Here is a 21,368-nt window from a genome sequence, read left to right as displayed (position 1 = left end):
CGGAGTCGTCCTGGGCATCGTCCGGTGAGTGGTGAATGCTGCATGGATGATGTGGCAAGGATCCCGGTTCGCCGGCAGGTCGGTGTTGGTCGTCGGTGGCGCTCATGGCATCGGGCGGGCTGCGGCCGCGCGGTTGGCGGCCGAGGGCGCCCGCGTCGTCATCGCCGATCGTGAGGCGGACGCGGCTGCGGGGGTGGCGGGGCAGTTGCCTGCCCAGAACGACGAAAAGGGCCACGGGTCGGTCGAACTCGACGTCACCCGGGCGGACAGCGTTGAACGTGGTGTCGCGTCCGCTGCGGAGCGGCTGGGTGGGCTGAGCGGATTGGTCGTGGCCGCAGGTGGTGACACGGCACACCCCGACTTCGCCCGGACGGGCGACGAGGTGTGGCAGCGGATGTTCGAGCTGAACCTGCTCGGAACGGTGCGCTGTGCGCGAGCGGCGATTCCGTATCTGCCTGGCGACGGCGGCGGTGCCATGGTGTTCGTGAGCTCGATCAATGCGCTGATGAGCTTGGGAAGTGAGCCGTATGCCGCCGCCAAGGCCGGCCTCGGTGCACTGGTGACGAACCTGGCAGGAGAGTTGGGACCACAGGGGATTCGGGTGAACGCGGTCGCGCCGGCGACGATCCGTACCCGGGTCTGGGACGGGCAGGACGGCGGTGCCGATCGGCTCAGTGGTCTGTATCCGCTCGGCCGTGTCGGCGAGCCGGAGGATGTCGCCGCGGCGATCGCGTTCCTGGCCTCCGACGATGCAGCGTGGATCACCGGACACACCCTTCCGGTGGATGGCGGTCTCTCATCGGCAAAGCCGTCGCCGTAGCGGTGACATGACGAAAGCGTCTCTGCTGTCTACTGATTCGGCGTAGATCAGGAAGCATGAGGGGCTCGATGCGGTTATCCATACAGCTCTCCCAGCACGAATTGTGTGGCGAGGTGGCCGGGCTACGGGACGTCGAACCGGTGGGGGATGGCGTCGCCGGTGTCTCGATACGGCACGAATCCCATCGCCGCGTAGTAGGCGAGTGCGGGCGGGCTGTTGGCACCGATGGTGGCGTCGATGTGCTGCAGGCCGGCGGCCTGCGCCGCCGCCAACGATGTTGCGAAGAGGCGGCGCCCCAGTCCTGTTCGTCCGACGTCAGGGCGGATGTGGGTGCCGATGATGCCCCATCCCGGAGTGACGTCATACGGGTTCCCGGGCCACGCCCGCTTGAGTGACTGGAACCCGACGACACGGCCGTTCGACTCGGCGACCGAGCACGCGACCGTGTGTTCCGTGTCGAGGTATCGCTCGCGAATGTCAGCGACGTCGACCATGGTCGCTCGCAGGCCTGCGTGGTAGATCGCGTTCTGCACCTCGGCCATGTCTTCAGCATCGGCAGCTCGTGCCGGTCGGATCTCGATCACGTCTCCATACTGCTGCACGCTCGGTCCGCTCGCTCGGCAGAACCCACGTCGGCGAGTTCACCTGCCGCATCGAGCGCGGAACGTCTACTGCCTTGGCCTGAGCCACTGTTTCCAGGTGAGGTCGATGAGGATGCGTTCGATGTATGACGTGGTGGGTGGTGGAAGTCCAGGTGGTGCGGGCGGCCGACTGGTCGCGGTGAGGCTGCCGATCTGGGTGGTGATTTCGCCCGCGTGGCCGGTCACGTGGTGGTCGGGGTGTTCTTTGACGTAGTTGCACCACTCGCACAGGCCGTCGCCGTTGCGCTCGTTGGTGGCTCCGCCGTCCGCGTGGGATCGGATGTGGTCGGTGTGCCGGATCGGTGCGGTGCAGTACGGGGTGCGGCAGGTCTGGTCCCGCAACCGGATGAACTCGGCCAGCAGCTTCGGGAAGGTACGGGCTCGGGAGTCCATCCCGACCAGGTCGCCGGTGTCGGGGAAGGCGAAAATGCGCCGCACCTGGACCGCCAGGTCGGGGTCGGTCACCCACTGGCGGGCCAGGTCGGCCGGGATCGGGCCATACCCGGGGAGGTAGGCGGGCACGTCGCCGGTCAGGGTGTCGACCGGCATCAGCAGGTGGACCCGCACCTCGGGCTTCGGTGACCTCTTCGCGCTCTCCGCCGATGATGGGCTGTCGTCACGGGTTGCCCCGGGCAGCCCGATTGCTGCGGACCCCTCGGGTGAATCGGACGCAGCAATCGGCTCAGCAGCGGACGCATCCTCAGTGCCGGCGGTCGGGCCCGTGCTCGCGGTGGGGTTCTTCGGGGCACGTCCGGTGATCCGGTCGACGAGAGTGTCGGCCATGACGTGCCCGCGCGGGTGCTGCGGTGTCGCCGTGGCGTCGGCGGTATTGGTCAGTGCTGCGTAGCAGGCGACGCCGTCCTTGACGGGTAGGAGTGCGCTCAGCCGGGTCATGCAGTCCGGTGCGGGGCGCAGGCTGACCCGGCGTTCGGACTCGGCCCGCGCCCGGCGTGCGGTGACCGCTGCCGGGTCGGCCTGGTAAGCGTGTTTCCTGGTCTGGGCTTCCAGGCGTTGGTGACTGACCGCGCCGAGCAGTGCAGCGACGGCCGCGTCCACGGTGGCGCGGTCCTCGCGGGTCAGGGCATGCGGTCTCGCGGCACAGCATGGTCGCGTCCCACTCGGTGATCACCCCGGCCGCCAGTGCCTCCCGGGTGCGTGGCATTTCCTCCACCACGGCGTGCGCGAGGCCGAGTAACCGGGATCCCAGGTGCGGCGCGCAGCGCCGGGCGAGCGCCACCTGGGCGCCGGCCTGGCGGGCGGTGTCGGCCTTGTTGATGCCGCGCGGTATGTCACGTGCCGACTGGTTCTCGTGCACGGCCACGGCAAGGCGGGCTTGTCGGGCGGACAGGGCGTTCTTCAACTCCTCACACGCCCGCAGCTCCGCGAGCAGGTCGCCACCGGTGATCGGGGCGTCGAGCCGGTCGTGGAAGGCACGCACGGCAGGTGCGTCGAGGGCGTCCGCAACGCCCTCGCTTGCGTCCTGCTGTATGTCGTTCATGTGTTCGATTATCTCATGGATATGGTTGCTGCACAACGCTTTTCACGCACGAGTGTTATCCACATCCCCACTCTCGTGGCTGCCGTTGTCCACAAGGTTGCCGGGTGTACTGGACCGCGGATTGGGTACGTGCAACTGAAGACCGATGACCCACTGGATCAGGGGCCGGCGCGGACTATGCGCCCACGGTTCTCAAAGACGTGGCGAACCGCCTATGCCCATGGCCGAACGCGGGCTCCGACAACTGGCAGGGCGTACAACTCGATGGATGACCTGCGCACCAGGCGGTGTGCTTCCGCATGGGTCATTCGTCCGGTGTTGTGCGCGTCCGTTGGATCGCCGCGTGCAGTTGTCGAAGGACGTGACCGGGCATGGTCGGCCGTGGGTCGTCCTCGTCGTTGCTCCATAGATCGTGCAGTAGGACGTCGACCCAACTGGCGACCCGGGTCGTGGTCGCGAGGTCTTGCCATGACGTGGCGCCCTTGCGGTCGCGGCGACTGGTTGTCGCGCAGACGTCGTCAGCAAAGGTGTCTGCGATCAGGTCCAGCACATCTGACCACGCGGTCACCGGCGGATGGACATCGGTAAGAGGGATGACGCTGGAGAACCAGTCGCTCACACTCGGATCGTCGATCGCGGAACGCAACATGCTGCGCAGGTTGTCCCAATCCACGGCAGATGCGCTCGACACGGGCAGTTCCTTATCGTCCAACTGACCGGGAAATCATGTCAGGCGCCGTGCTGCGCCGCAGTGGCCTCATACAGGGTTCCGCATGCGGATCGGTACGCGGTCACTGCTCGAGAGTTGGGCTTACTTGACGTGGCACCGAACTAGAATCGGCGCCGCCTTTCCGGACGTGCGGGTCGACACCCTGACATTCATGTCGGCGCACCGGGCATCTCCGCTTCGGGCAGTTGCGGTGTACCGACCCGGCTGCACCGAGAAGGTCGCGATCTGACCGTTGGCGACCGCCTGGGACTTGTCAGTCCCAGAGCCTCGCAGGCGGATGGTTCCGGGTACGAGTTGCTTGGAGTTGCCGGGTGCCGGACCACCGGCGTACACGATGCCGATCGTCACGGTGATCGGCCGCAGGCTACGGGTTGGGCTTTCACCTGGAGAACTGCAGGCGCTCAGCAGCGTCGCGATGACCGCCGTCGCGCAAAGCCACCTTTGGGGCATGAAACCCAGGATCGCACGCGACCGTTCTGCGCGCAGAACGTTGAGCGCGAAGCAAGCGCGACGCAATGCCGCCCCACGCAGGACACGCCGCCGTATGGCGATTGTCACGCGGAGCGTGCCACAAAAGGATCGTTCACCTGCGTCGTCGGCCTACGATCGATTGTCGTGAGGGTCGTCGTCGGTAGCGTCGTCAGCTGGAACGACGAGGAGGGCTGGGGAGTGTTGTGTTCTGCCGAGGTCGAGTCGGACGTCTTTGCCCATTTCTCCTCGGTCGTGATGGACGGCTACCGATCTCTTCGGCCCGGGCAAGTGGTTCGCTTCGAATGTGAGCACTTCCCGAGCGGTCAGGACGGATGTGTCTATCGAGCACACAACGTGACAGTGAGCGACTAGCCCGATCTCACTCCGAGACCGCCCGGTACAGGATCGTCCATCGCAGCCTGTAGTTGGCTGCGACCGACAACAAGTTCATGTTCGCGGATACGCGCCATTCGGTCTGCTGGAGGCTGGCGACACCCATAGGCTTCGCGCCATGCAACGCGCGGTCAGCTACCTGGTCTGGTTGGTGTTCGCCGTCATCACGATGCTCGCCATCAAGTTCACAGACCCCTGGTACGTCGAACTCGCGATCACGTTCGCGGCGGCGATGGGCGCGAGTCGTATCAGCGAACGACTCCATCCCGCTGGTGAGGATGACGAGGACGACTAAGCGTCCAGCGACTATCCGACCCGCGGCCGGTCCTACGGCAGCGCCGAACCTGCCCCGCTCGACGTTCCACAGTCGGTGAACCTGCATCCCAGGGACGCGGCGTGCCCGCGCCGGTACCGCCAGCTCCGTTCGCATCCAGTCACCGGGATCGGGGCGTCATACGGAAACCGTTGCGCATTACCCGTACGAGCCCTCGAAACGCACGCCCACGAGTGGGAGGGAAACGATTCGAGTGTGCCGTGCTGCGCCCGTAGAATGGTCACACGATGACAAGTGACGATCATGATGCCCAGCTCGGAGCGCTGAACCGGCCGACCGGCGACACCGCCCACGGCCACGGCGTGCCGGGCGATGTCCAGGCCGAGCACACCGTCGAGATCGCGCCGGACGTGTCGATGGTGACCCTCCTCGGACCGCGCGACGAGTTGTTGCGCACGATGGAGCGGGCGTTCCCGAAGCTGACGATCCATGTGCGGGGCAACGTCTTCCACCTCGCCGGACCGCCGGCCGACATGGCACTCGTCGAGGAGTTGCTCGACGAACTCCTGACGGTGCTCGACGCCGGTCAGCAACTCAACCGCGACGCCGTCGAGCGCTCGATCGGCATGCTGCGTGGGCGAACTCGGGAGCGTCCGGCGGACGTGCTGACGATGAACATCGTCAGCAGCCGCGGCCGCACGATCCGGCCCAAGACCCTCGGCCAGAAGGAGTATGTCGACGCGATCGACGATCACACGGTCGTCTTCGGCATCGGACCGGCCGGCACCGGCAAGACCTATCTGGCCATGGCGAAGGCGGTCGCCGCGCTGCAGGCCAAGCAGGTCAACCGGATCATCCTGACTCGCCCCGCCGTCGAGGCCGGCGAGCGACTCGGCTTCCTGCCCGGCACGCTGAACGACAAGATCGACCCCTACCTGCGGCCGTTGTATGACGCGCTGCACGACATGATCGACCCCGACTCGATCCCGCGGCTGATGGCCAGCGGCACGATCGAGGTCGCCCCCTTGGCATACATGCGCGGTCGCACCCTGAACGACGCCTTCATCATCCTGGACGAGGCCCAGAACACCTCGGCCGAGCAGATGAAGATGTTCCTCACCCGGCTCGGATTCGGCTCCAAGATGGTCGTGACCGGGGACGTCACGCAGGTCGACCTGCCCGGCGGTACGACCTCCGGTCTGCGGGTGGTGCAGGACATCTTGGAGGACGTCGAGGACATCCACTTCTCCCGGTTGACCGCGCAGGACGTGGTGCGACACCGGTTGGTCAGCGCCATCGTCGAGGCCTACGAGGAGTTCGACGCGCGCGGCGCATCCGCCCGGCCGAGCAACGTCGTACGCGCCGAACGGCGGGATCGCTCGTGAGCATCGATCTACTCAACGAGACCGACTTCGAGGTCGATCTGCCCGAGTTGCGCGACTGCGCGGTGCACGTCCTCGGTGAGCTCAACGTGCACCCGGAGGTGGAGCTCTACATCGGCATCATTGACGAGGCCGCGATGGAGATCCTGCACAAGCAGTGGATGGACCTGCCCGGTCCGACCGATGTCATGAGCTTCCCGATGGACGAGCTGCGTCCCGGCAAGACCGGCGACGAACCGGTCGAGGGCGTGCTCGGCGACATCGTGCTGTGCCCGACGGTGGCCGCGAAACAGGCTGCGGCGGCAGGCCATACGACCGCCGAGGAGCTGTTGCTGCTGACCGTCCACGGTCTGTTGCACCTGCTCGGATTCGATCACGCCGAGCCGGACGAGCGTCGCGAGATGTTCTCGCTGCAGCGCACCCTGCTGCTCACCTTCCTGGCCGGCCGGGAACGGCAGGGTGAGGACGTGCGCATCATTCCGCCGACCGGCGAGTGAACTCATGATCCTTCTCCTCATCGCGGCACTGCTGTCCGTGGTGCTCGGCTTCGGCTTCGCGGCGGTCGACTCGTCGCTCGGCCGGATCGGGCGCCATACGGCCGAGGACCTGGTGGAGCAGAAGCGCCGCGGCGCGGACGCCCTCGGCAAGCTCGTCGAGGACAGCTCCGCGGTCGCCATGGTCCTCGCGTTCCTGCGCGTCGCCGCCGAAGCCACCGCCGCCGTGCTCGTCACGCTCGGCGTGCGGGAGGCCATCGACAGCTTCTGGATCGCGCTGCTGATCGCGATCGTCGTCATGGCGATCGTGTCGTTCGTGCTCGTCGGAGTGTCCCCACGCACCCTCGGTCGCCAACACGCCATCGCCGTGGCGCTGAGCACGGCACCGATCGTGCTCTGGTTGCACCGCATCCTCGGACCGATCGCGCGCGCGCTGGTCGCAGTCGGCAATGCGGTGACGCCCGGTCGCGGCTACCGTGACGGCCCGTTCGACACGGAGGAAGAGCTGCGCGAATACGTCGACCTGGCAACGGATTCGGAGCTCATCGAGGACGACGAGCGGAAGATGATCCAGTCGGTCTTCGAGCTCGACGAGACGGTCGTGCGCGAGCTGATGGTGCCGCGTCCGGACATGCTGACCATCGATGCGAGCAAGACGCTTGGCCAGGCGATGCGGTTGTTCCTGCGGTCCGGCTTTTCCCGGGTCCCGGTGGCCGTGGGCAGCCCGGACGCCATCGACGGCGTCCTCTACTTCAAGGATGTCGCCGCCCGGGTCTTCCGTCACGACGAGATGCTCGACCAGCCGGTCGTCTCCGTCATGCGGGACGTGACGTTCGTGCCGGACAGCAAGCCGGCCGACGATCTGCTGCGCGAGATGCAGCTGGCCAGAAGGCATTTCGCCATCGTGATCGACGAGTATGGCGGCACCGCCGGGCTGGTGACCCTCGAGGACATCATCGAAGAGGTCGTCGGCGAGATCGACGACGAATACGACCGCGTGACACCGGGCCCCGAGCCGTTGCCGGACGGAACCGTCCGTGTCCCGGCTCGTATGTCGGTCGACGACCTGGCCGAATACTTCGACGTCACGATCGAGGACGACGACGTCGAGACGGTCGGTGGCCTGTTGGCCAAGCTGGTCGGGCGGGTGCCGATCCCGGGCGCGACCGCCGAGCTGGAGGGTCTGCGACTGGTCGCTGAGCGGCTCGCCGGTCGTCGCCACCAGATCGCAACGGTGATCGTGCGGCGGATGGAGCCGCTCGAGGACGCGGGGGAGCGGGACGTCAACCGCGCCGAAACCGGGGCGGATGCGGCGGTTCCGGCCGCCATACAGCAGGATTGACGCAGGATGGGCCACGTCGGCGGAAGTCAGCAAAGGATGTACGGCAATGAGTGAGTATCGCGCGGGATTCGCCTGTCTCGTCGGGCGCCCGAACGCCGGCAAGTCGACGCTGACCAACGCCCTGGTGGGGCAGAAGGTCGCGATCACCTCCAGCAAGCCGCAGACGACCCGGCACACGATCCGCGGCATCGCGACGACCGATGAAGGTCAGCTGATCCTGGTGGACACCCCCGGGCTGCACAAGCCGCGCACCCTCCTGGGTCAGCGGCTCAACGACGTCGTGCGCGAGACATTGATGGACGTCGACGTGATCGGCTTCTGCCTGCCGTGCGACCAGCGGATCGGACCGGGGGACCAGTTCATCGCCGCCGAACTCGCCGAGCTGCGGCGTGGCCGCAAGCGCCCGGTGGTGGCGCTGGCGACCAAGTCCGACACCGTCGATCGGGACCGGCTGGCGCAACACCTGCTGGCCATCGACCAGCTGGGCGACTGGCAGGAGATCGTGCCGTGTTCGGCCACCGGCGGCGAGCAGGTCGAGACCGTCCTCGAGGTGCTGATGAAGTACCTGCCGGAGTCACCCAAGCTCTACCCGGACGGCGTGCTGACCGACGAGCCCGATGACGTGATGGTCGCCGAGCTGGTGCGGGAGGCGGCACTGGAAGGCGTGCGTGACGAGCTCCCGCACAGCATCGCGGTCGTCGTCGAGGAGATGCTGCCGCGTGAGGGCCGGCCCGTCGATCGCCCGTTGATGGACGTCCGGGTCAACATCTTCGTCGAGCGGTCCAGCCAGAAGGCGATCATCATCGGTCGCGGCGGCTCGCGGCTGCGTGATGTCGGCACCCGGGCACGGACCGCCATCGAGGAACTGCTCGGGCAGAAGGTCTTCCTGGACCTGCACGTGAAGATCGCCAAGGATTGGCAGCGCGACCCCAACCAGTTGTCGAAGCTCGGCTTCTGAGGTGACGACTCGTCCCTCATCGGCGGCTCGGCAGTGGCTTGTTCGGTCCGTCCTGCAGCCGGAGGATTGAGCAGCCGATGTCCCGGCCGATCCGTGGCCGAGTGCCGACGGCATACGAACGCGTGGCCTATCGGCTGATCCTCGCCTCCGTGCTCGTGCCGATCGTGGCGACCGTGTTAGTGCTCAACGCCCGTGACTGGTGGCCGACGAACGACGACGCGTTCACGGCGATGGCCATGCGCGACATCTGGACCGGTCACCCTCGGGTGATGGGTCCGTGGGCGAGCACGCTCGGATTCACCGGCGTCTATCCGCATCACCCCGGTCCGGCGCTCTACTACGTGACGTCCATCGGTGCGGTGCCGTTCGGCTTCAGCGCGTTGGGCATCCTCGTCGGGGTCGCCCTGGTCAACGGCATCACCGCCACGGCCACCGTGCAGGTCGGTCATCGGCTCGGCGGCCTGTCCGGGGCCGTGGCGGCTGCGTTCGCCGCCCTGGTCACGGCATTGCACATCGGGGTCGGCTTGCTCTTCCGGCCGTTCAACCCGTTCCCGCCGTTGCTGATGATCCTGCTGATGCTTTTCGTGGCAACCGAATTCGTCGGTGGACGTCGCGAGAGATGGCCGGTCTTCGCGCTGGCCGGGACGATCGCGCTGCAGTCTCACCTGTCCTACGGATACCTCGTCGTGGGGCTGACGCTCGTCCTACTGGTGGTCGGTGCACGTGCGTGGCGTCGTGAACGTGATGCCTGGTGGCCGGCACGTGGTTGGCTGCCGCATGGTGTGTCGCGCACGCGACTGAGCCGATCGATGTGGCTGTGCGTTGTCGCGACGGCGTTGCTGTGGCTGCCGGTCGTCATCGAGTTGCTGACCTACCACCCGAACAACTTCAGCAGCCTCATCGACCAGATGCGGATCAAGACGCTGCCCGGGGTTGCCAGGCCCGACGTCGACCGGTTCGAGCAGATCGCGAAGGGGATGGTCCCGCACGCGTCCGGAGCTGCGGCAAAGGTGATCGCAACGCTCGGCACGGCGGCGCTTCTCCCGGTCGCGTGGGGACGCCGAGTGCCCGGAACGCAACGGGCGCTGACCATGGCGGCCCGGATCGCGCTGGTCGGGATCGCCCTCTTCGTCATACAGATCGTGATGGTGCCGCACACCGCCTACTTCGCCGAGCCATGGATGGTGGCCGCCGGCGCACCCGTCGGTGCGTTCGGCCTGGTGGTACTGCTGGGGTATGCCGTCGCACGCGTGCGTATGGCGCTGTCGAGACGATGGATCCGGCCGCCGCTGATCGGCACCGCCGCCGTCGCGGCATGCGCGCTCGGGGTGTCCGGTCTGGTCCTCACGGCACACGCGACCACCACGTCGGAGGGCGAGATCGCGGTCGGCCGGGATGTGCGTGCGGTGGAGCGGCAGATCGTGGACGCCATGCCGCAGTGGCCCGCCGCGGACGGGTCGGCGCGCTCGATCGCGGTCCACGGCAGCGGCCTCGGTCCCGTCTTCGAGATCTCGCCATCGCTCGGCCTCGCACTGCGCAACGACGGATACGACGTTTACCTGCCGCCGGCGATCCAGGGTCATGACGACACGGCGTTCCGCAGCAGCGATCGGGCGCCCAAGGATGCCGTGCGGGTCGTCGTGCTCTGGCTCAACGACGAGACGACGGAGATCACGGCACCGGAGGACGCGCAGGCCATGGGAACGGTCCACCAGGGCGACAACGAATTCAGGATCTACCTCGTCCCGCCGGAGGAGTGAGCGCTCGGTCGAACCGTCGTCGTGAGGGGGTGGCCGACGAGTGAACGCCCACATGCAGCAAGATGAATGATCATGGCGCGTGATCGGGAGAGTCTTGTCTGGGCCGAGTTCGGTGAAGTGTTGCGGCTGCCCGTGGATCCCGAGCGCGACTACGTTCACGGAATCCCTTGGGAGGCAGCGGGATTGCTCCCGCAGCTACCGCTGATCGACATCGGCTCGGGCAGTGGACTGACCACGGTCACCCTCGGCGAGCGGTTCCCCGAGGCCGAGATCATCTCCGTCGAACCGGAGCCGCTCACTCGCTCGCTGCAGATGCTGCGCATCGCCGAGCGCGAGGACCTGCGCGCTCGCACCACCGTCCTTGCCGAGCCGATCCTGGACGCCTGGTTGCCGGATCGGTGCGGTGGAGCGTTGCTGTTCAACGTCATCTACTTCCTCGGCGGCCGGGCCCGCGAGGCGTTCTGGCAGCGGATGGCGCAGGTGCTCGTGCCGGGCGCCCCGATCCTGATGAGCCGTTCGTATGGCGGAGTGCCCGAGGAGCCGGTCGAACGATCGCTCGTGCAGTCCGCCGCCATGGGCCGGATGGAGTACCAGCGGTGGTTCGAGGCACAGCCGGTGGGCGACGGTCGGGTGGAGATCACCAACACCTTCCGGGTGCTGCGCGACGGCGACCAGGTCCGTGAAGTGGTCTCGACCATCCATGCCTTCGGGCTCGACGAGGAGATCGTGCTCGGCGAAGTGCCGATCGGGCAGTTCGGCATCGAGGAGATCGACGAACGCTACTTCGCGATCCGGCGGCTGCCCGACATCAAGCGGTAGTCAGGCGCCGAGCACCTGCACGTCGATCCAGGCCTGCTGGACGGCCTGCTCCTGGGCGCTTCCGGCGCCGAATACTGTGCTCGCCGACTTGATGGATGCCGCTGCGAAGCCTTTGAAATCAACGTCTTTCGGCAGGTTGGCATTGGTCAGCACGTCGTACCAGATCCGCCCGGCGCCCTCCCAGGAGTTACCGCCGATGGCGGTCGCCGCGAGATAGAACGCGTGGTTGGGTATGCCGGAGTTGATGTGCACACCACCGTTGTCGTGCGATTGGTCGTGCGGCAGGTCCTGGTAGCCGCTCATGTCCGCGGGCTGCGGGTCCTTGCCGAGATGCGGGTCGTCATACGCGGTGCCGGGCGCCTTCATCGACCGCAGCGCCACACCGTGCACCTTCGCGGTGAAGAGTCCGGCGCCGATCAGCCAATCGGCGTCGGCTGCCGACTGGCCGAGCGCGCGTTGTTTGACCATCGACCCGAAACAGTCGGAGATCGACTCGTTGAGCGCTCCCGACTGGCCGACATAGGTCAGTCCGGCGGTGTATTGCGTGACACCGTGGGTCAGCTCGTGGCCGATGACGTCGACCGAGTCGGTGAAGGAGCTGAAGTAGACGCCGTCGCCGTCGCCGAAGACCATCTGCTCGCCGTCCCAGTAGGCGTTGTCGAAGTTGCGGTCGTAATGGACCGACGCGATCAGCGGTAGCCCCTTGCCGTCGAGCGAGTTGCGGTTGTAGGCGTCGGCGTAGAGCGCGAACGTCTGACCGAGCCCGTCGTAGGCCTCGTTGACCGACTCGTCCGCGCTCGCCGGATCGCCCTCGCCGCGCTGCTTCGTGCCGGGCAGGTCGGTGCCGTGTTGGGCGTCGTAGACGGTGCGGTCCGGGCGGAACGGCGGACTTGAATCGGCTTGGGAGCGAACGGTATCGGCGGGCAACTGGTAGTCGCCGGACTGCTCGGCGCGCTCGCGCAGGTCCGGTGGGATCAGCCCCGACGCACCCGTGCCGCCGTCGGTCGTCACCTGAGCGCTGCGCACGGCGCGCTGGTCGGCATGCAACCGACTGACGGCCAGGGTGCGCTGGGCGGCTCGAGCGACCTCCGGCTCGGCGGCCTCGGCCAGCCGGGCGAGCAGGTGCGGTGGGACGATCTGGCAGCAACTCATGGAATCCATGGTGGACCCGCCCGCTGACAATCGGCGGGTGACGGATCAGGCGTCGACACGCAGGGCAGTGACCGGGGAGGTCGCGATGGCCCGCCGCGCGGGCGGCTGGGACGCGAGCAGGATGACGGCCACCGCGCCGAGCACGATGGCGACGAGGACCAGCCAGGGCAGGCCCCATACGAAGCCGGACGTCTCGACGCCGACCAGCGCCTGGGCGCTCGCCGATCCGTAGCAGAGTCCGACGGCGATACCCGCCGCTGTCGCTGCCGCCGACATCGCCACCGACTCCTTGGTGATCATCGAGCGGACCTGGGCGCCGGTGAACCCGAGTGCTCGGAGCAGGCCCAGCTCGCGGCGTCGCTGGATGACCGTGAGCGACATGGTGCTGACGAAGCCGACGGCGGCGATGAGGGACGACACGACCCCGACCATGATCGTCACGGTCGAGGCGACCGAGAGCATCGTGTGCGCGACCTCGCGCTGGTGGGCGCTCAGACCGTCCCAGGAATTCACCGAGCTCTGCAGGGCGGCGGTGCCCGAGGCGATCGTCGTCACCAGGGCGACACCGATGAACAGTCCGAGAGTGGAGCGTGTCGTACGAGCCGGATCGGCCACCGCATTCCGACGCGCGATGTTGCTTGCCGCGTCGGCTCCGACGAGCTTGCCGATCTGGGAGACAGACCAGGGCAGGACCAGTCGAGCGCCGGCCAGCAGGCCGGTGGACGTCACGCACGCGGCGAGGAACGCCATGAAGAAGCCGGCTGCCCCGCCGCGTTCGCCGAGCGCCATCGCGAGTGCGAAGAGTATGACGCCGACGATGATCAGCGTCACGGAGCAGACCAGGCGAAGCCGCGAGACGGCCTTGGTGTCGGTCCGGGCACCGGAGGTGCCGGCGAGTGCCTGCGCGGGCGAGACCTCCAGGACCCGGCGTGAGCCGGCCCATCCGGCCACTGCTGCCACGCCGGTGATCGCGAGCACCGCGACGATCGACCCGGTGGAGAACCACGGGTAGTCGACGTTGCTCGGGAGGTGGTCCTGTTCCACGAGGACGACACGGGTGAGATCGGTCAGCAGCGTCGCCAGCAACACGCCGATCACGCTGCCCATCAAGCAGATTCGTGCCGTGCTCCCGGTCACCGACCGGCGCAGGTCAGTGCTTCTGGCGCCGAGCAACCGCAGGGTGGCGATGTGGTGCAGTCGTCCGGCAATCACCGTGGTGACTCCGGCGGAGATGACGACGGCGGCGACATACAGCGCCATACCGATGAAGACGGTGGAGACGACGGCGAGGAGCACCCCGACCGAGCCACCCTCGCCGGAGTTGATCGCCGACACCATGCTGCTGCAGGTGAGTAGTGCCCCGGCATACGCACCGGAGAGACCGGCGACCAGGCCGACCGTGCCGAGTTCCCGTGGCGATCCGAGGACCAGGTTGCGCTTCGTGCGCGGGGTGCTCATGCGATTGCTCCTTCGGCGGTGAGGAGTAGCTGGGAGATCTGTTGCGGCGAGAGCCGGCCGTGGTCCGCGACGACGCGGCCGTCCGCGAGGACGAGCACTCGATCGGCGTATGACGCGGCGATCGGGTCGTGGCTGACCATTGCGATCGTCTGACCGTATTCCGTTGCGGCAGAACGCATCAGCTGCAGCACTTCACTGGAGGACCGGGTGTCGAGGTTCCCGGTGGGCTCGTCCGCGAAGATGATTGCCGGACGCGATGCCAGGGCACGTGCGATGGCGACGCGTTGCTGCTGACCGCCGGAGAGTTCGGCGGGTTTGTGGCCGGTCCGCTGGTCGAGTCCCAGGACGCTGACCAGGTGGTCGATCCACTGCCGCTCGTCGGGAGTCACCCGATGGCCCGCGAGTTGGAACGGCAACACGATGTTCTCCGCGACCGTGAGCGTCGGGACCAGGTTGAACGACTGGAAGATGAAGCCGACCTGTCGGCGGCGGAGCATCGTCCGTGCGGTGTCGTCCATGGCGTGCAACGGCTGCCCGTCGAGAAAGACGCCACCGGCCGTGACGTCGTCCAGTCCGGCGGCGACGTTCATGAAGGTGGACTTGCCGGAGCCGGACGGGCCCATGATCGCGGTGAATTCACCGCGCCGGATGTCGACGTCGACCTCGGCGAGTGCGTGCACCGCGCCGGCGCCGGTGCCGTAGCTCTTGCTGACTTCTCGGAAGGACACGACCGCGGGGTCGTTGGGCGTGGGTGTGGTGAACATGCCTCCAGCGTCGCGGTTGCCGGCTGTCCGGCACATCCGGCGCAAGAGCGAAAACGGCTACATCCTGAGATGTATGACGAGTCCCACGTCATACATCTCACGGTCTCGATACGGGCTCGCCTAGCGGCTCGCCCTACTCGACCAGCTTCGTGGGTCAGAGCAGGCCGTGCTCGTAGCAGTAGACGACCAGTTGCACCCGATCGCGTAGTTGCAGCTTGGCCAGGATGCGCGACATGTGTGTCTTGACGGTTGCCTCGGAAAGGTATTCGGCAGAAGCGATTTCGGCGTTCGACATACCTTCGGCGGCGCGCAGCATGATCTCGCGTTCGCGTGCCGTGAGCTGCTCGTACTCGCTCCCGGGGAGGCGGCTCTGGCTGGTGCGGAAGCGTTCGAAGAGCGACTTGGTCGCGCTGGCCGCGACGACCTGGCTGCCGGCGGCGACGGCGCGAATGGAGCCGAGCAGGAACTCGGGCTGGGCGTCCTTGAGCAGGAACCCGCTGGCCCCGGCGTCGATGGCGTCGGCCACTGCGGCATCGAGGTCGAATGTCGTGAGTACCAACACTTTCGGGGCTTTCGCGCCGAGCTTCTCGCAGAGGGTGCGCGTGGCGGTCACGCCGTCGACCCGCGGCATACGAACATCCATCAGTACGACGTCGGGGGAGGTGCGCTGCACCACGTCGAGAGCGTCGGCGCCGTCGGCCGCCTCGCCGACAACCGTGAGGTCGGGCTGACTGCCGATGACCAGGCGCAGGCCGCTGCGGAAGAGCGCCTGGTCGTCGATCATCGCAACGCGGATCGGTTGGTTCGTCACCTGGTGGCCGACTCCTTGGTGTTCTGCGCGGCGTCCGCCCCGCTGCGTTGTGGATCGGGTATGACGGCATCGACGACCCACTCGTCACCGACCTGTCGTGACTCGAGGTGGCCGCCGGAGATGGTGGCACGCTCCATCATGCCGATGATGCCGTGCCCGGTGCCGTCTCCTCGGATGCCGACCGTGTTGACGACGTGCAGCCGATAGCCGCTCGTCCAGTCCTGTCGGACGATGACGGGCCGACCCAGGTCGCCGTGCTTGAGCGCGTTGGTGAGTGCCTCGCTCAGCAGACGGTAGGCGGTCAGCGCGATCAGCGAGGAGGTGGGAGCCTCGCCGGTGCGCTGTTCGTCAATCTGCATGCCGGTCAAGCGCATCCGTTGCATGAGCCGTTCGTGCTGCTCGTAGCCGGGTGTCGACCGCTCGACGTCGTTGTCCCGCAACTCGGCGAGGATCGTGCGCAGATCGGCGATGGTCGACCGGGCGGTCTCGGCGATGACCTCGAGTGCCTGTTCGGTGTCGTCGGGGCTGGTGCGGAGGGCGTACCGCGCACCATCGGCCTGCGCGGCCACGACCGCCCACGAGTGGGCGACGATGTCGTGCATGTCGGCGGCGACGCGGCTGCGTTGCAGCTCGTGCTCGTAACTCTCGGCGAGCCGACGTTGCTCGACCCGGTCGAGTTCGGCCTGGATGGAACGTCGCCGCTGCAGCCGGAGATAGCCGCCGACCCAGCCGCCGCCGCACACCAGCGCTGCGAGTCCGGTCACCGCGATCGCGGCGAAGAGTCGTTCCTTCGTGGACATGTCCGTGTTGACGAAACTGCACATCCAGGCCAGCAACAGCACGCAACCGGCCCCACCGGCCATCGCGCCGAAGCGACGCACCGCGAGTCGTGGGTGCGCCCCCAGCACGAAGAAGAGTGCGGCATACGCCACGTCGGCGACGAAGAGTTGCAGTGACCAGCCCGGATGGGCGAACTGGATGATCGCCGCAGTCGCTCCGAGCAGCACCATCGCAGGGAGGCTGAGGCGACGGACCGCGAGTGCTGCGGCCAGCACGAGAACGACCACGACCTGAGCGATCGCAACCTGCGCGTAGAGCAAGCCCAGCAGCACCGCGAACCCGGCCGCGCAACCGAGATCGAAGATCAGCTGCCGACGCGTGGGTCGGCCCTGCTCCCAGATCTGTGGCATGCGCTCCAGTGTGACGGACACGGATGCGGGTCGCATCCGCCGCGGGATGTAGGCCGGCCTTCAGGAGTCGCGGCGCGCGTGCTGTCGATCGACCGGCAGCAGGAATCCGGCGGCGATGAGCCATAGCCCGCCGAGGAATCGACCGATGGGGAGCAGTGGTTGCAGCGGCTCGATGAGCAGGCAGAGCCAGCTGAGTTCGGCGAGGACTGCGAGCACGAGGCCGGCGATCGCAACCGGTCGCGCGACGAAACGCAGGATGTACGCGGGCACGGCGATGCCGGCGATGAGCAACCCGAGTCCGACGACGTATCCGGGACCGCCACCGACATACGCCAGGAACGCGAGGGCGTGCACGAGGACGTGGTCCGAGCCGACTTCGGGACGTGACTCGACATAGGTGACGAAGGCGGAGAACAGCAGCGAGGTGACGGCGATCAGACCGCCGGACAGGGCGATGACCGGTCCGGGTACGCGGACGCCGAGGCGCAACTGACGCGCGTAGACCGTCGCGGTGAAGATGGCGAGAGGGATCGCGGAACCGAAGGTGAAGAATGCCGAAGCTCGAACTGCATTGTGATGCGCGACAACGTGATTGACGACTTCCGCCGTCGATGTGAATGGCGACGACAGGGTGTTGCCACCGGACATTGCCGCGCCGACCGCCAGCCCGGCGACCATGAGTACGAAGCTCACGGCGGCGACCACTCCCGGAGGAGGGCCGGTGGGGTGGGTTCGAGGTGTGGGTCGATTGGCGGATTCGGTCATGCAATGAATAATTCATATACAGAACGATTCTGTCAATGGGTTACCTTGTGCGCGTGAGTGAAACCCGCAGAGGTCGACGCGTCTCGTTCCTGCTGTCCGCGTTGGGAACGTATGCCGCCCGTGGCTTCGCCGAAGCTGTTGCCGGGCTCGAGTTGTCACCCGGTGATGCCGGGACACTGCGGCTGCTTGCACGCAACCCGGCCGTCAGTCAGCGGGATCTCGCTACGCGTCTCGGCATCGTCCCGAGCAGGGTCGTGGTGATGATCGATTCGTTGGAGAAGCGCGGACTTGTCGAACGGCGTCGCAAGAAGACCGACCGGCGACTGCACGAACTGCACCTGACGAAGGCAGCCCAGCAGGTGTTGCCGCGCATCCGGGTCGCAGCCGAGCGGGCGGACCGGCAACTCCTCGCCCCACTGGACGATCGCGAACAGCGCGAGTTGATCGTGCTGTTGGGCAAGCTGGCGGCCGGGCACGGTCTCGACCCCGATGTGCATCCGGGGCACAGCGACGACTGAACGGGCCACGTCCACCTACTGGACGTGAGGTCCGTCTCGTGGACACGGTTCTGCTCGGTGCCGTAAAGTCGCCTGCGTGCATGCGGCATACGTGCTTCTTCTTGGTTGCCGCGGCGGGGCCTGACGTTTCGGCCTTCCTCGCCGCGGTGTCGTTGCTGCCCGGGCCGAAGCCCAGCACTCATCCGTAAAGGCGAGACATGAAGCACCCCCAGCAGCCGACCTCGATGCCGATCGGCAAGTACGTCCCCTTCCACGAGCAGATCAAGGTCGACCTGCCCGACCGACAATGGCCGAGCAAGATCATCAACAAGGCGCCGCGCTGGTGTGCCGTCGATCTGCGTGACGGCAATCAGGCGCTCATCGACCCGATGAACTCCGAGCGCAAGATGCGGATGTTCGACCTGCTGGTACGCATGGGTTACAAGGAGATCGAGGTCGGTTTCCCCAGCGCCAGTCAGACCGACTTCGACTTCGTCCGAGAGCTGATCGACGGCGGCCACATCCCGGACGACGTGACGATCCAGGTGCTCACCCAGTGCCGCGACCAACTGATCGAGCGGACCTTCGACGCGATCCGTGGCGCCAAACAGGCGATCGTCCACTTCTACAACTCCACGAGTGTGCTGCAGCGACGAGTCGTCTTCGGGCTGGACCAGGACGGCATCGTCGACATCGCGACCCAGGCCGCACGACTGGTCAAGAAGCTCGAGGAGACCATCCCCGACACGGACGTCTACTACGAGTATTCGCCCGAGTCCTACACCGGCACCGAGCTGGAGTTCGCGGCGCGGATCTGCAACGAGGTCATCGAGATCATCGATCCGACGCCGGATCACCAGATGATCATCAACCTGCCCGCGACCGTCGAGATGGCGACACCCAACGTCTACGCCGACTCCATCGAGTGGATGTCGGCCCACCTCGCTCGTCGCGAGTCGGTGCTGCTGAGCCTGCACCCCCACAACGACCGCGGAACCGGTGTGGCCGCAGCCGAACTCGGCTATCAGGCGGGCGCCGACCGCATCGAGGGATGCCTCTTCGGCAACGGCGAGCGCACCGGCAACGTCGACCTCGTCACCCTGGGCCTGAACCTGTTCAGCCAGAGCATCGATCCGCAGATCGACTTCTCCAACATCGACGAGATCCGCCGGACCGTCGAGCACTGCAACCAGCTGCCGGTCCACGAGCGTCACCCGTATGGCGGCGACCTGGTGTTCACCGCCTTCTCCGGATCGCACCAGGACGCCATCAACAAGGGCTTCGCCGACATGCAGCGACAGGAGTCGGAGACCGGCAAGTCGATCGACGACCTGGTCTGGGGCGTGCCCTACCTGCCGATCGACCCGCACGACGTCGGCCGCTCCTACGAGGCGGTCGTCCGGGTCAACAGCCAGTCCGGCAAGGGCGGCGTCGCCTATCTGCTCAAGACCGAGCACCAGCTCGACCTGCCGCGTCGACTGCAGATCGAATTCAGCGCCGTGGTGCAGCAGCACACCGACACGGCAGGCGGCGAGGTCACGGCCGAGCACCTGTGGGAGGTGTTCCAGGACGAATACCTGCCGAGCACCGGCGAGGGCGAATCCGCCTGGGGCCGCTTCCAGCCCGTGACGCACACCCTCGAGAGCGGTTCGGACGGTCGCGACCGCATCGTCGCGACGATGACCGATCACGGGAAACAGATCACCGTCGAGGGGGAGGGCAACGGTCCGATCGACGCGTTCACCGCGGCACTCGCGACGATCGACGTGGATGTGCGGGTGCTGGACTACGCCGAGCACACGCTGTCGACCGGTGGTGACGCGCGCGCCGCGGCATACCTCGAGTGCGCGATCGGCGACCGGGTCATTTGGGGCGTCGGCGTGCACAGCTCGATCGTGAAGGCGTCGCTCACCGCGATCCTGTCCGCCATCAACCGGGCCGAGCGCGACGCCGAGTTGGCTGAGCAAGCGGGTTGAGCGACCGCGCACCTTGCTCGGCGGTCCCTGGGAGGAGACCGCCGAGCGCGGGCGCGCTCTCGCGTTGCGGATCATTCCGGTGCATCTGTCCACCGGGCACGATGTGGTCGTACCGCAGCTGGTCGCGAACCCGGACCAGCTGAGGAGATTCGAAAAGGCCTGCGAGGGCTACGATTTCGTCGTCGTGCTGCTGGACGGAGAGTCACGATTGGGTGCCGAGCAGTGGCAGGCCAACGTGTCGTCCGGCGAAATGCGTTGGTATGCCGACAATCTCGACCGGCTCAGCAAGGAACGGCCCGGCATACGCCGCCTGCCTGTGGTCCGGGACGACGAGTCGCTCAACCTCGCCGCGCTGCAGGAGATCTTGCAGGCGGGTTAGCGTTACTGGAGGCCTTCGGCGAGCACTTCATCGATGGCCGACAGTGTCGCCGGGTCGCCCGAGCGGCTGAGGTCACCGACGGTCGGGCGGTTCCAGAGCCAGAGGTCGAGGTCGGCTGCGGTGCCCGAGATCGTCGCGTTCGCAGTGGCATTCGGCGCCGGGCGGAAGTTGGCGTCGTCGACGTGCTCGCCGTCGATGTCGGCCGTCTCACGGCCGAGCTGCAGCACCCAGCGGCGGTCGACATCGGTGGCGGCCAACTCGACGACGCGTCCCTCGGCGGCAGTGAAGGTGACGAGCGGGTGGTCCCGCCCGTACATGACGTCCACCACTTCGTCGATGCCGTCGGCGGCGAACGACGGGTCTATCGCCGAAACCACGGCTCCCGCAGTGAGTTCGGCGTCGATGCGGTGGATCAGCGCCTCGTGCGCCTGTCGCCGGCGGATGTAACCCGCAGTGTGCAACGCCTCGTCCACCGTCCACATCCAGCGCGGGTCGTCCGGCGGCGTGTCCCGCAGTGTCTCCTGCAGAGCCCGGGTGGCGTCGTCGAAGGCGGCGAGCGTGGCTTCGCGTCCCTCCGGACGCTGCGGGTGCTTCAGCCCGTCCGGGTCATCGACGTTTTCGGCGACGATCGTGCCCCAGAACCATTGGACTTCGGCGAGATGCCACAGCAGGTCGTCGGTCGACCAGTCGGGGCACGTCGGCACGGATCGGTCCGGGCTGTCCGCCAACGCCGCACGGAAACGGCTGGACTCGTCGCGGATGGTGGTCAGGAAGTCAAGGGTCGTCATACCGAA

Annotated in this window: 22 protein-coding genes; 12 read left to right on the top strand and 10 right to left on the bottom strand. The window is 67.0% G+C overall.

Features of this window, described 5'->3' with window-relative positions; all coding sequences use genetic code 11:
• Positions 1–46: 46 nt before the first annotated feature.
• The gene (locus tag ACZ50J_RS14720) at positions 47–820 is read left to right on the top strand and encodes an SDR family NAD(P)-dependent oxidoreductase (protein WP_464297901.1); all 774 of its coding nucleotides are present in this window, start codon (positions 47–49) and stop codon (positions 818–820) included.
• A 122-nt stretch (positions 821–942) separates the two neighbouring features.
• Here ACZ50J_RS14720 and ACZ50J_RS14715 read toward each other — a convergent pair whose 3' ends face one another.
• From ACZ50J_RS14715 to ACZ50J_RS14705, 3 genes are all read right to left on the bottom strand, one after another.
• Positions 943–1,362: an N-acetyltransferase family protein gene (locus tag ACZ50J_RS14715; RefSeq protein ID WP_464297900.1), complete on the bottom strand. Its 420-nt coding sequence runs from the start codon at positions 1,360–1,362 to the stop codon at positions 943–945.
• Between the two features lie 126 nt (positions 1,363–1,488).
• The gene (locus tag ACZ50J_RS14710) at positions 1,489–2,517 is read right to left on the bottom strand and encodes an HNH endonuclease (protein WP_464297899.1); all 1,029 of its coding nucleotides are present in this window, start codon (positions 2,515–2,517) and stop codon (positions 1,489–1,491) included.
• Between the two features lie 746 nt (positions 2,518–3,263).
• On the bottom strand, positions 3,264–3,650 hold the full coding sequence (locus ACZ50J_RS14705) for a hypothetical protein (protein WP_464297898.1): 387 nt from the start codon (positions 3,648–3,650) through the stop codon (positions 3,264–3,266).
• 654 nt (positions 3,651–4,304) lie between these two features.
• Between ACZ50J_RS14705 and ACZ50J_RS14700 the strand changes: the two genes are divergently transcribed.
• From ACZ50J_RS14700 to ACZ50J_RS14665, 8 genes are all read left to right on the top strand, one after another.
• Positions 4,305–4,532 (top strand): cold shock domain-containing protein, encoded by a 228-nt coding sequence (locus ACZ50J_RS14700; RefSeq protein WP_464297897.1) that lies wholly within the window; start codon positions 4,305–4,307, stop codon positions 4,530–4,532.
• A gap of 139 nt (positions 4,533–4,671) precedes the next feature.
• Entirely contained in the window at positions 4,672–4,848 is a 177-nt protein-coding gene (locus tag ACZ50J_RS14695; RefSeq protein WP_464297896.1) for a hypothetical protein, read from the top strand.
• A 266-nt stretch (positions 4,849–5,114) separates the two neighbouring features.
• Positions 5,115–6,212, top strand: coding sequence for a PhoH family protein (locus ACZ50J_RS14690; protein WP_464297895.1), 1,098 nt, complete (start codon positions 5,115–5,117; stop codon positions 6,210–6,212).
• On the top strand, positions 6,209–6,706 hold the full coding sequence (ybeY, locus tag ACZ50J_RS14685; protein ID WP_464297894.1) for an rRNA maturation RNase YbeY: 498 nt from the start codon (positions 6,209–6,211) through the stop codon (positions 6,704–6,706). Before ACZ50J_RS14690 ends, ybeY begins: the two co-directional genes overlap by 4 nt.
• A gap of 4 nt (positions 6,707–6,710) precedes the next feature.
• The gene (locus ACZ50J_RS14680) at positions 6,711–8,045 is read left to right on the top strand and encodes a hemolysin family protein (protein ID WP_464297893.1); all 1,335 of its coding nucleotides are present in this window, start codon (positions 6,711–6,713) and stop codon (positions 8,043–8,045) included.
• Positions 8,046–8,091: 46 nt separating this feature from the next.
• Complete coding sequence (era, locus tag ACZ50J_RS14675) at positions 8,092–9,003, top strand: GTPase Era (protein ID WP_464297892.1); 912 nt, start codon at positions 8,092–8,094, stop codon at positions 9,001–9,003.
• 77 nt (positions 9,004–9,080) lie between these two features.
• Positions 9,081–10,763 carry a hypothetical protein gene (locus ACZ50J_RS14670; protein ID WP_464297891.1) on the top strand — a complete coding sequence of 561 codons (1,683 nt, stop codon included), beginning with the start codon at positions 9,081–9,083 and terminating at the stop codon, positions 10,761–10,763.
• Between the two features lie 72 nt (positions 10,764–10,835).
• Positions 10,836–11,582, top strand: a complete 747-nt coding sequence (locus tag ACZ50J_RS14665) for a class I SAM-dependent methyltransferase (protein ID WP_464297890.1) — start codon at positions 10,836–10,838, stop codon at positions 11,580–11,582.
• Here the strand turns inward: ACZ50J_RS14665 and ACZ50J_RS14660 are convergent, their stop codons facing one another.
• The 6 genes from ACZ50J_RS14660 to ACZ50J_RS14635 form a co-directional block, all read right to left on the bottom strand.
• Positions 11,583–12,734 (bottom strand): M4 family metallopeptidase, encoded by a 1,152-nt coding sequence (locus tag ACZ50J_RS14660; RefSeq protein ID WP_464297889.1) that lies wholly within the window; start codon positions 12,732–12,734, stop codon positions 11,583–11,585.
• A 45-nt stretch (positions 12,735–12,779) separates the two neighbouring features.
• Entirely contained in the window at positions 12,780–14,192 is a 1,413-nt protein-coding gene (locus ACZ50J_RS14655) for an ABC transporter permease (protein ID WP_464297888.1), read from the bottom strand.
• On the bottom strand, positions 14,189–14,956 hold the full coding sequence (locus ACZ50J_RS14650) for an ABC transporter ATP-binding protein (protein WP_464297887.1): 768 nt from the start codon (positions 14,954–14,956) through the stop codon (positions 14,189–14,191). The genes ACZ50J_RS14655 and ACZ50J_RS14650 overlap by 4 nt, the downstream gene beginning before the upstream one ends.
• Before the next feature lie 154 nt (positions 14,957–15,110).
• Positions 15,111–15,740 (bottom strand): response regulator, encoded by a 630-nt coding sequence (locus tag ACZ50J_RS14645; RefSeq protein WP_464301355.1) that lies wholly within the window; start codon positions 15,738–15,740, stop codon positions 15,111–15,113.
• Positions 15,741–15,763: 23 nt separating this feature from the next.
• On the bottom strand, positions 15,764–16,957 hold the full coding sequence (locus ACZ50J_RS14640) for a sensor histidine kinase (protein ID WP_464297886.1): 1,194 nt from the start codon (positions 16,955–16,957) through the stop codon (positions 15,764–15,766).
• Between the two features lie 60 nt (positions 16,958–17,017).
• Positions 17,018–17,650 carry a hypothetical protein gene (locus tag ACZ50J_RS14635; protein WP_464297885.1) on the bottom strand — a complete coding sequence of 211 codons (633 nt, stop codon included), beginning with the start codon at positions 17,648–17,650 and terminating at the stop codon, positions 17,018–17,020.
• Positions 17,651–17,775: 125 nt separating this feature from the next.
• On the opposite strand from ACZ50J_RS14635, the gene ACZ50J_RS14630 reads away from it, so the two are divergent.
• The 3 genes from ACZ50J_RS14630 to ACZ50J_RS14620 all read left to right on the top strand — a co-directional run bounded on the left by ACZ50J_RS14630 (position 17,776) and on the right by ACZ50J_RS14620 (position 20,574).
• Positions 17,776–18,240, top strand: coding sequence for a MarR family winged helix-turn-helix transcriptional regulator (locus ACZ50J_RS14630; RefSeq protein WP_464297884.1), 465 nt, complete (start codon positions 17,776–17,778; stop codon positions 18,238–18,240).
• 197 nt (positions 18,241–18,437) lie between these two features.
• The gene (gene leuA / locus ACZ50J_RS14625; RefSeq protein ID WP_464297883.1) at positions 18,438–20,195 is read left to right on the top strand and encodes a 2-isopropylmalate synthase; all 1,758 of its coding nucleotides are present in this window, start codon (positions 18,438–18,440) and stop codon (positions 20,193–20,195) included.
• 13 nt (positions 20,196–20,208) lie between these two features.
• A complete protein-coding gene (locus tag ACZ50J_RS14620; protein WP_464297882.1) occupies positions 20,209–20,574 on the top strand; it encodes a hypothetical protein in 366 nt (121 codons plus the stop codon).
• A 2-nt stretch (positions 20,575–20,576) separates the two neighbouring features.
• On the opposite strand, the gene ACZ50J_RS14615 is transcribed toward ACZ50J_RS14620, so the two are convergent.
• Complete coding sequence (locus ACZ50J_RS14615) at positions 20,577–21,362, bottom strand: maleylpyruvate isomerase N-terminal domain-containing protein (protein ID WP_464297881.1); 786 nt, start codon at positions 21,360–21,362, stop codon at positions 20,577–20,579.
• Between the last annotated feature and the right edge of the window lie 6 nt (positions 21,363–21,368).

This window comes from Flexivirga sp. G2 (assembly GCF_055397625.1).
Note: the sequence above shows the minus strand (reverse complement) of the source record. Positions and strands in the feature narration are given on the sequence as shown.

Bases quoted from the DNA above. Each gene is read 5' to 3' on its own strand.
- ACZ50J_RS14720 (WP_464297901.1), top strand. From the start codon at position 47: ATGATGTGGCAAGGATCCCGGTTCGCCGGCAGGTCGGTGTTGGTCGTC.
- ACZ50J_RS14715 (WP_464297900.1), bottom strand. From the start codon at position 1,362: ATGGCCGAGGTGCAGAACGCGATCTACCACGCAGGCCTGCGAGCGACC.
- ACZ50J_RS14695 (WP_464297896.1), top strand. From the start codon at position 4,672: ATGCAACGCGCGGTCAGCTACCTGGTCTGGTTGGTGTTCGCCGTCATC.
- ACZ50J_RS14690 (WP_464297895.1), top strand. From the start codon at position 5,115: ATGACAAGTGACGATCATGATGCCCAGCTCGGAGCGCTGAACCGGCCG.
- ACZ50J_RS14680 (WP_464297893.1), top strand. From the start codon at position 6,711: ATGATCCTTCTCCTCATCGCGGCACTGCTGTCCGTGGTGCTCGGCTTC.
- era (WP_464297892.1), top strand. From the start codon at position 8,092: ATGAGTGAGTATCGCGCGGGATTCGCCTGTCTCGTCGGGCGCCCGAAC.
- ACZ50J_RS14670 (WP_464297891.1), top strand. From the start codon at position 9,081: ATGTCCCGGCCGATCCGTGGCCGAGTGCCGACGGCATACGAACGCGTG.
- ACZ50J_RS14665 (WP_464297890.1), top strand. From the start codon at position 10,836: ATGGCGCGTGATCGGGAGAGTCTTGTCTGGGCCGAGTTCGGTGAAGTG.
- ACZ50J_RS14660 (WP_464297889.1), bottom strand. From the start codon at position 12,734: ATGAGTTGCTGCCAGATCGTCCCACCGCACCTGCTCGCCCGGCTGGCC.
- ACZ50J_RS14655 (WP_464297888.1), bottom strand. From the start codon at position 14,192: ATGAGCACCCCGCGCACGAAGCGCAACCTGGTCCTCGGATCGCCACGG.
- ACZ50J_RS14650 (WP_464297887.1), bottom strand. From the start codon at position 14,956: ATGTTCACCACACCCACGCCCAACGACCCCGCGGTCGTGTCCTTCCGA.
- ACZ50J_RS14645 (WP_464301355.1), bottom strand. From the start codon at position 15,740: ATGATCGACGACCAGGCGCTCTTCCGCAGCGGCCTGCGCCTGGTCATC.
- ACZ50J_RS14640 (WP_464297886.1), bottom strand. From the start codon at position 16,957: ATGCCACAGATCTGGGAGCAGGGCCGACCCACGCGTCGGCAGCTGATC.
- leuA (WP_464297883.1), top strand. From the start codon at position 18,438: ATGAAGCACCCCCAGCAGCCGACCTCGATGCCGATCGGCAAGTACGTC.
- ACZ50J_RS14615 (WP_464297881.1), bottom strand. From the start codon at position 21,362: ATGACGACCCTTGACTTCCTGACCACCATCCGCGACGAGTCCAGCCGT.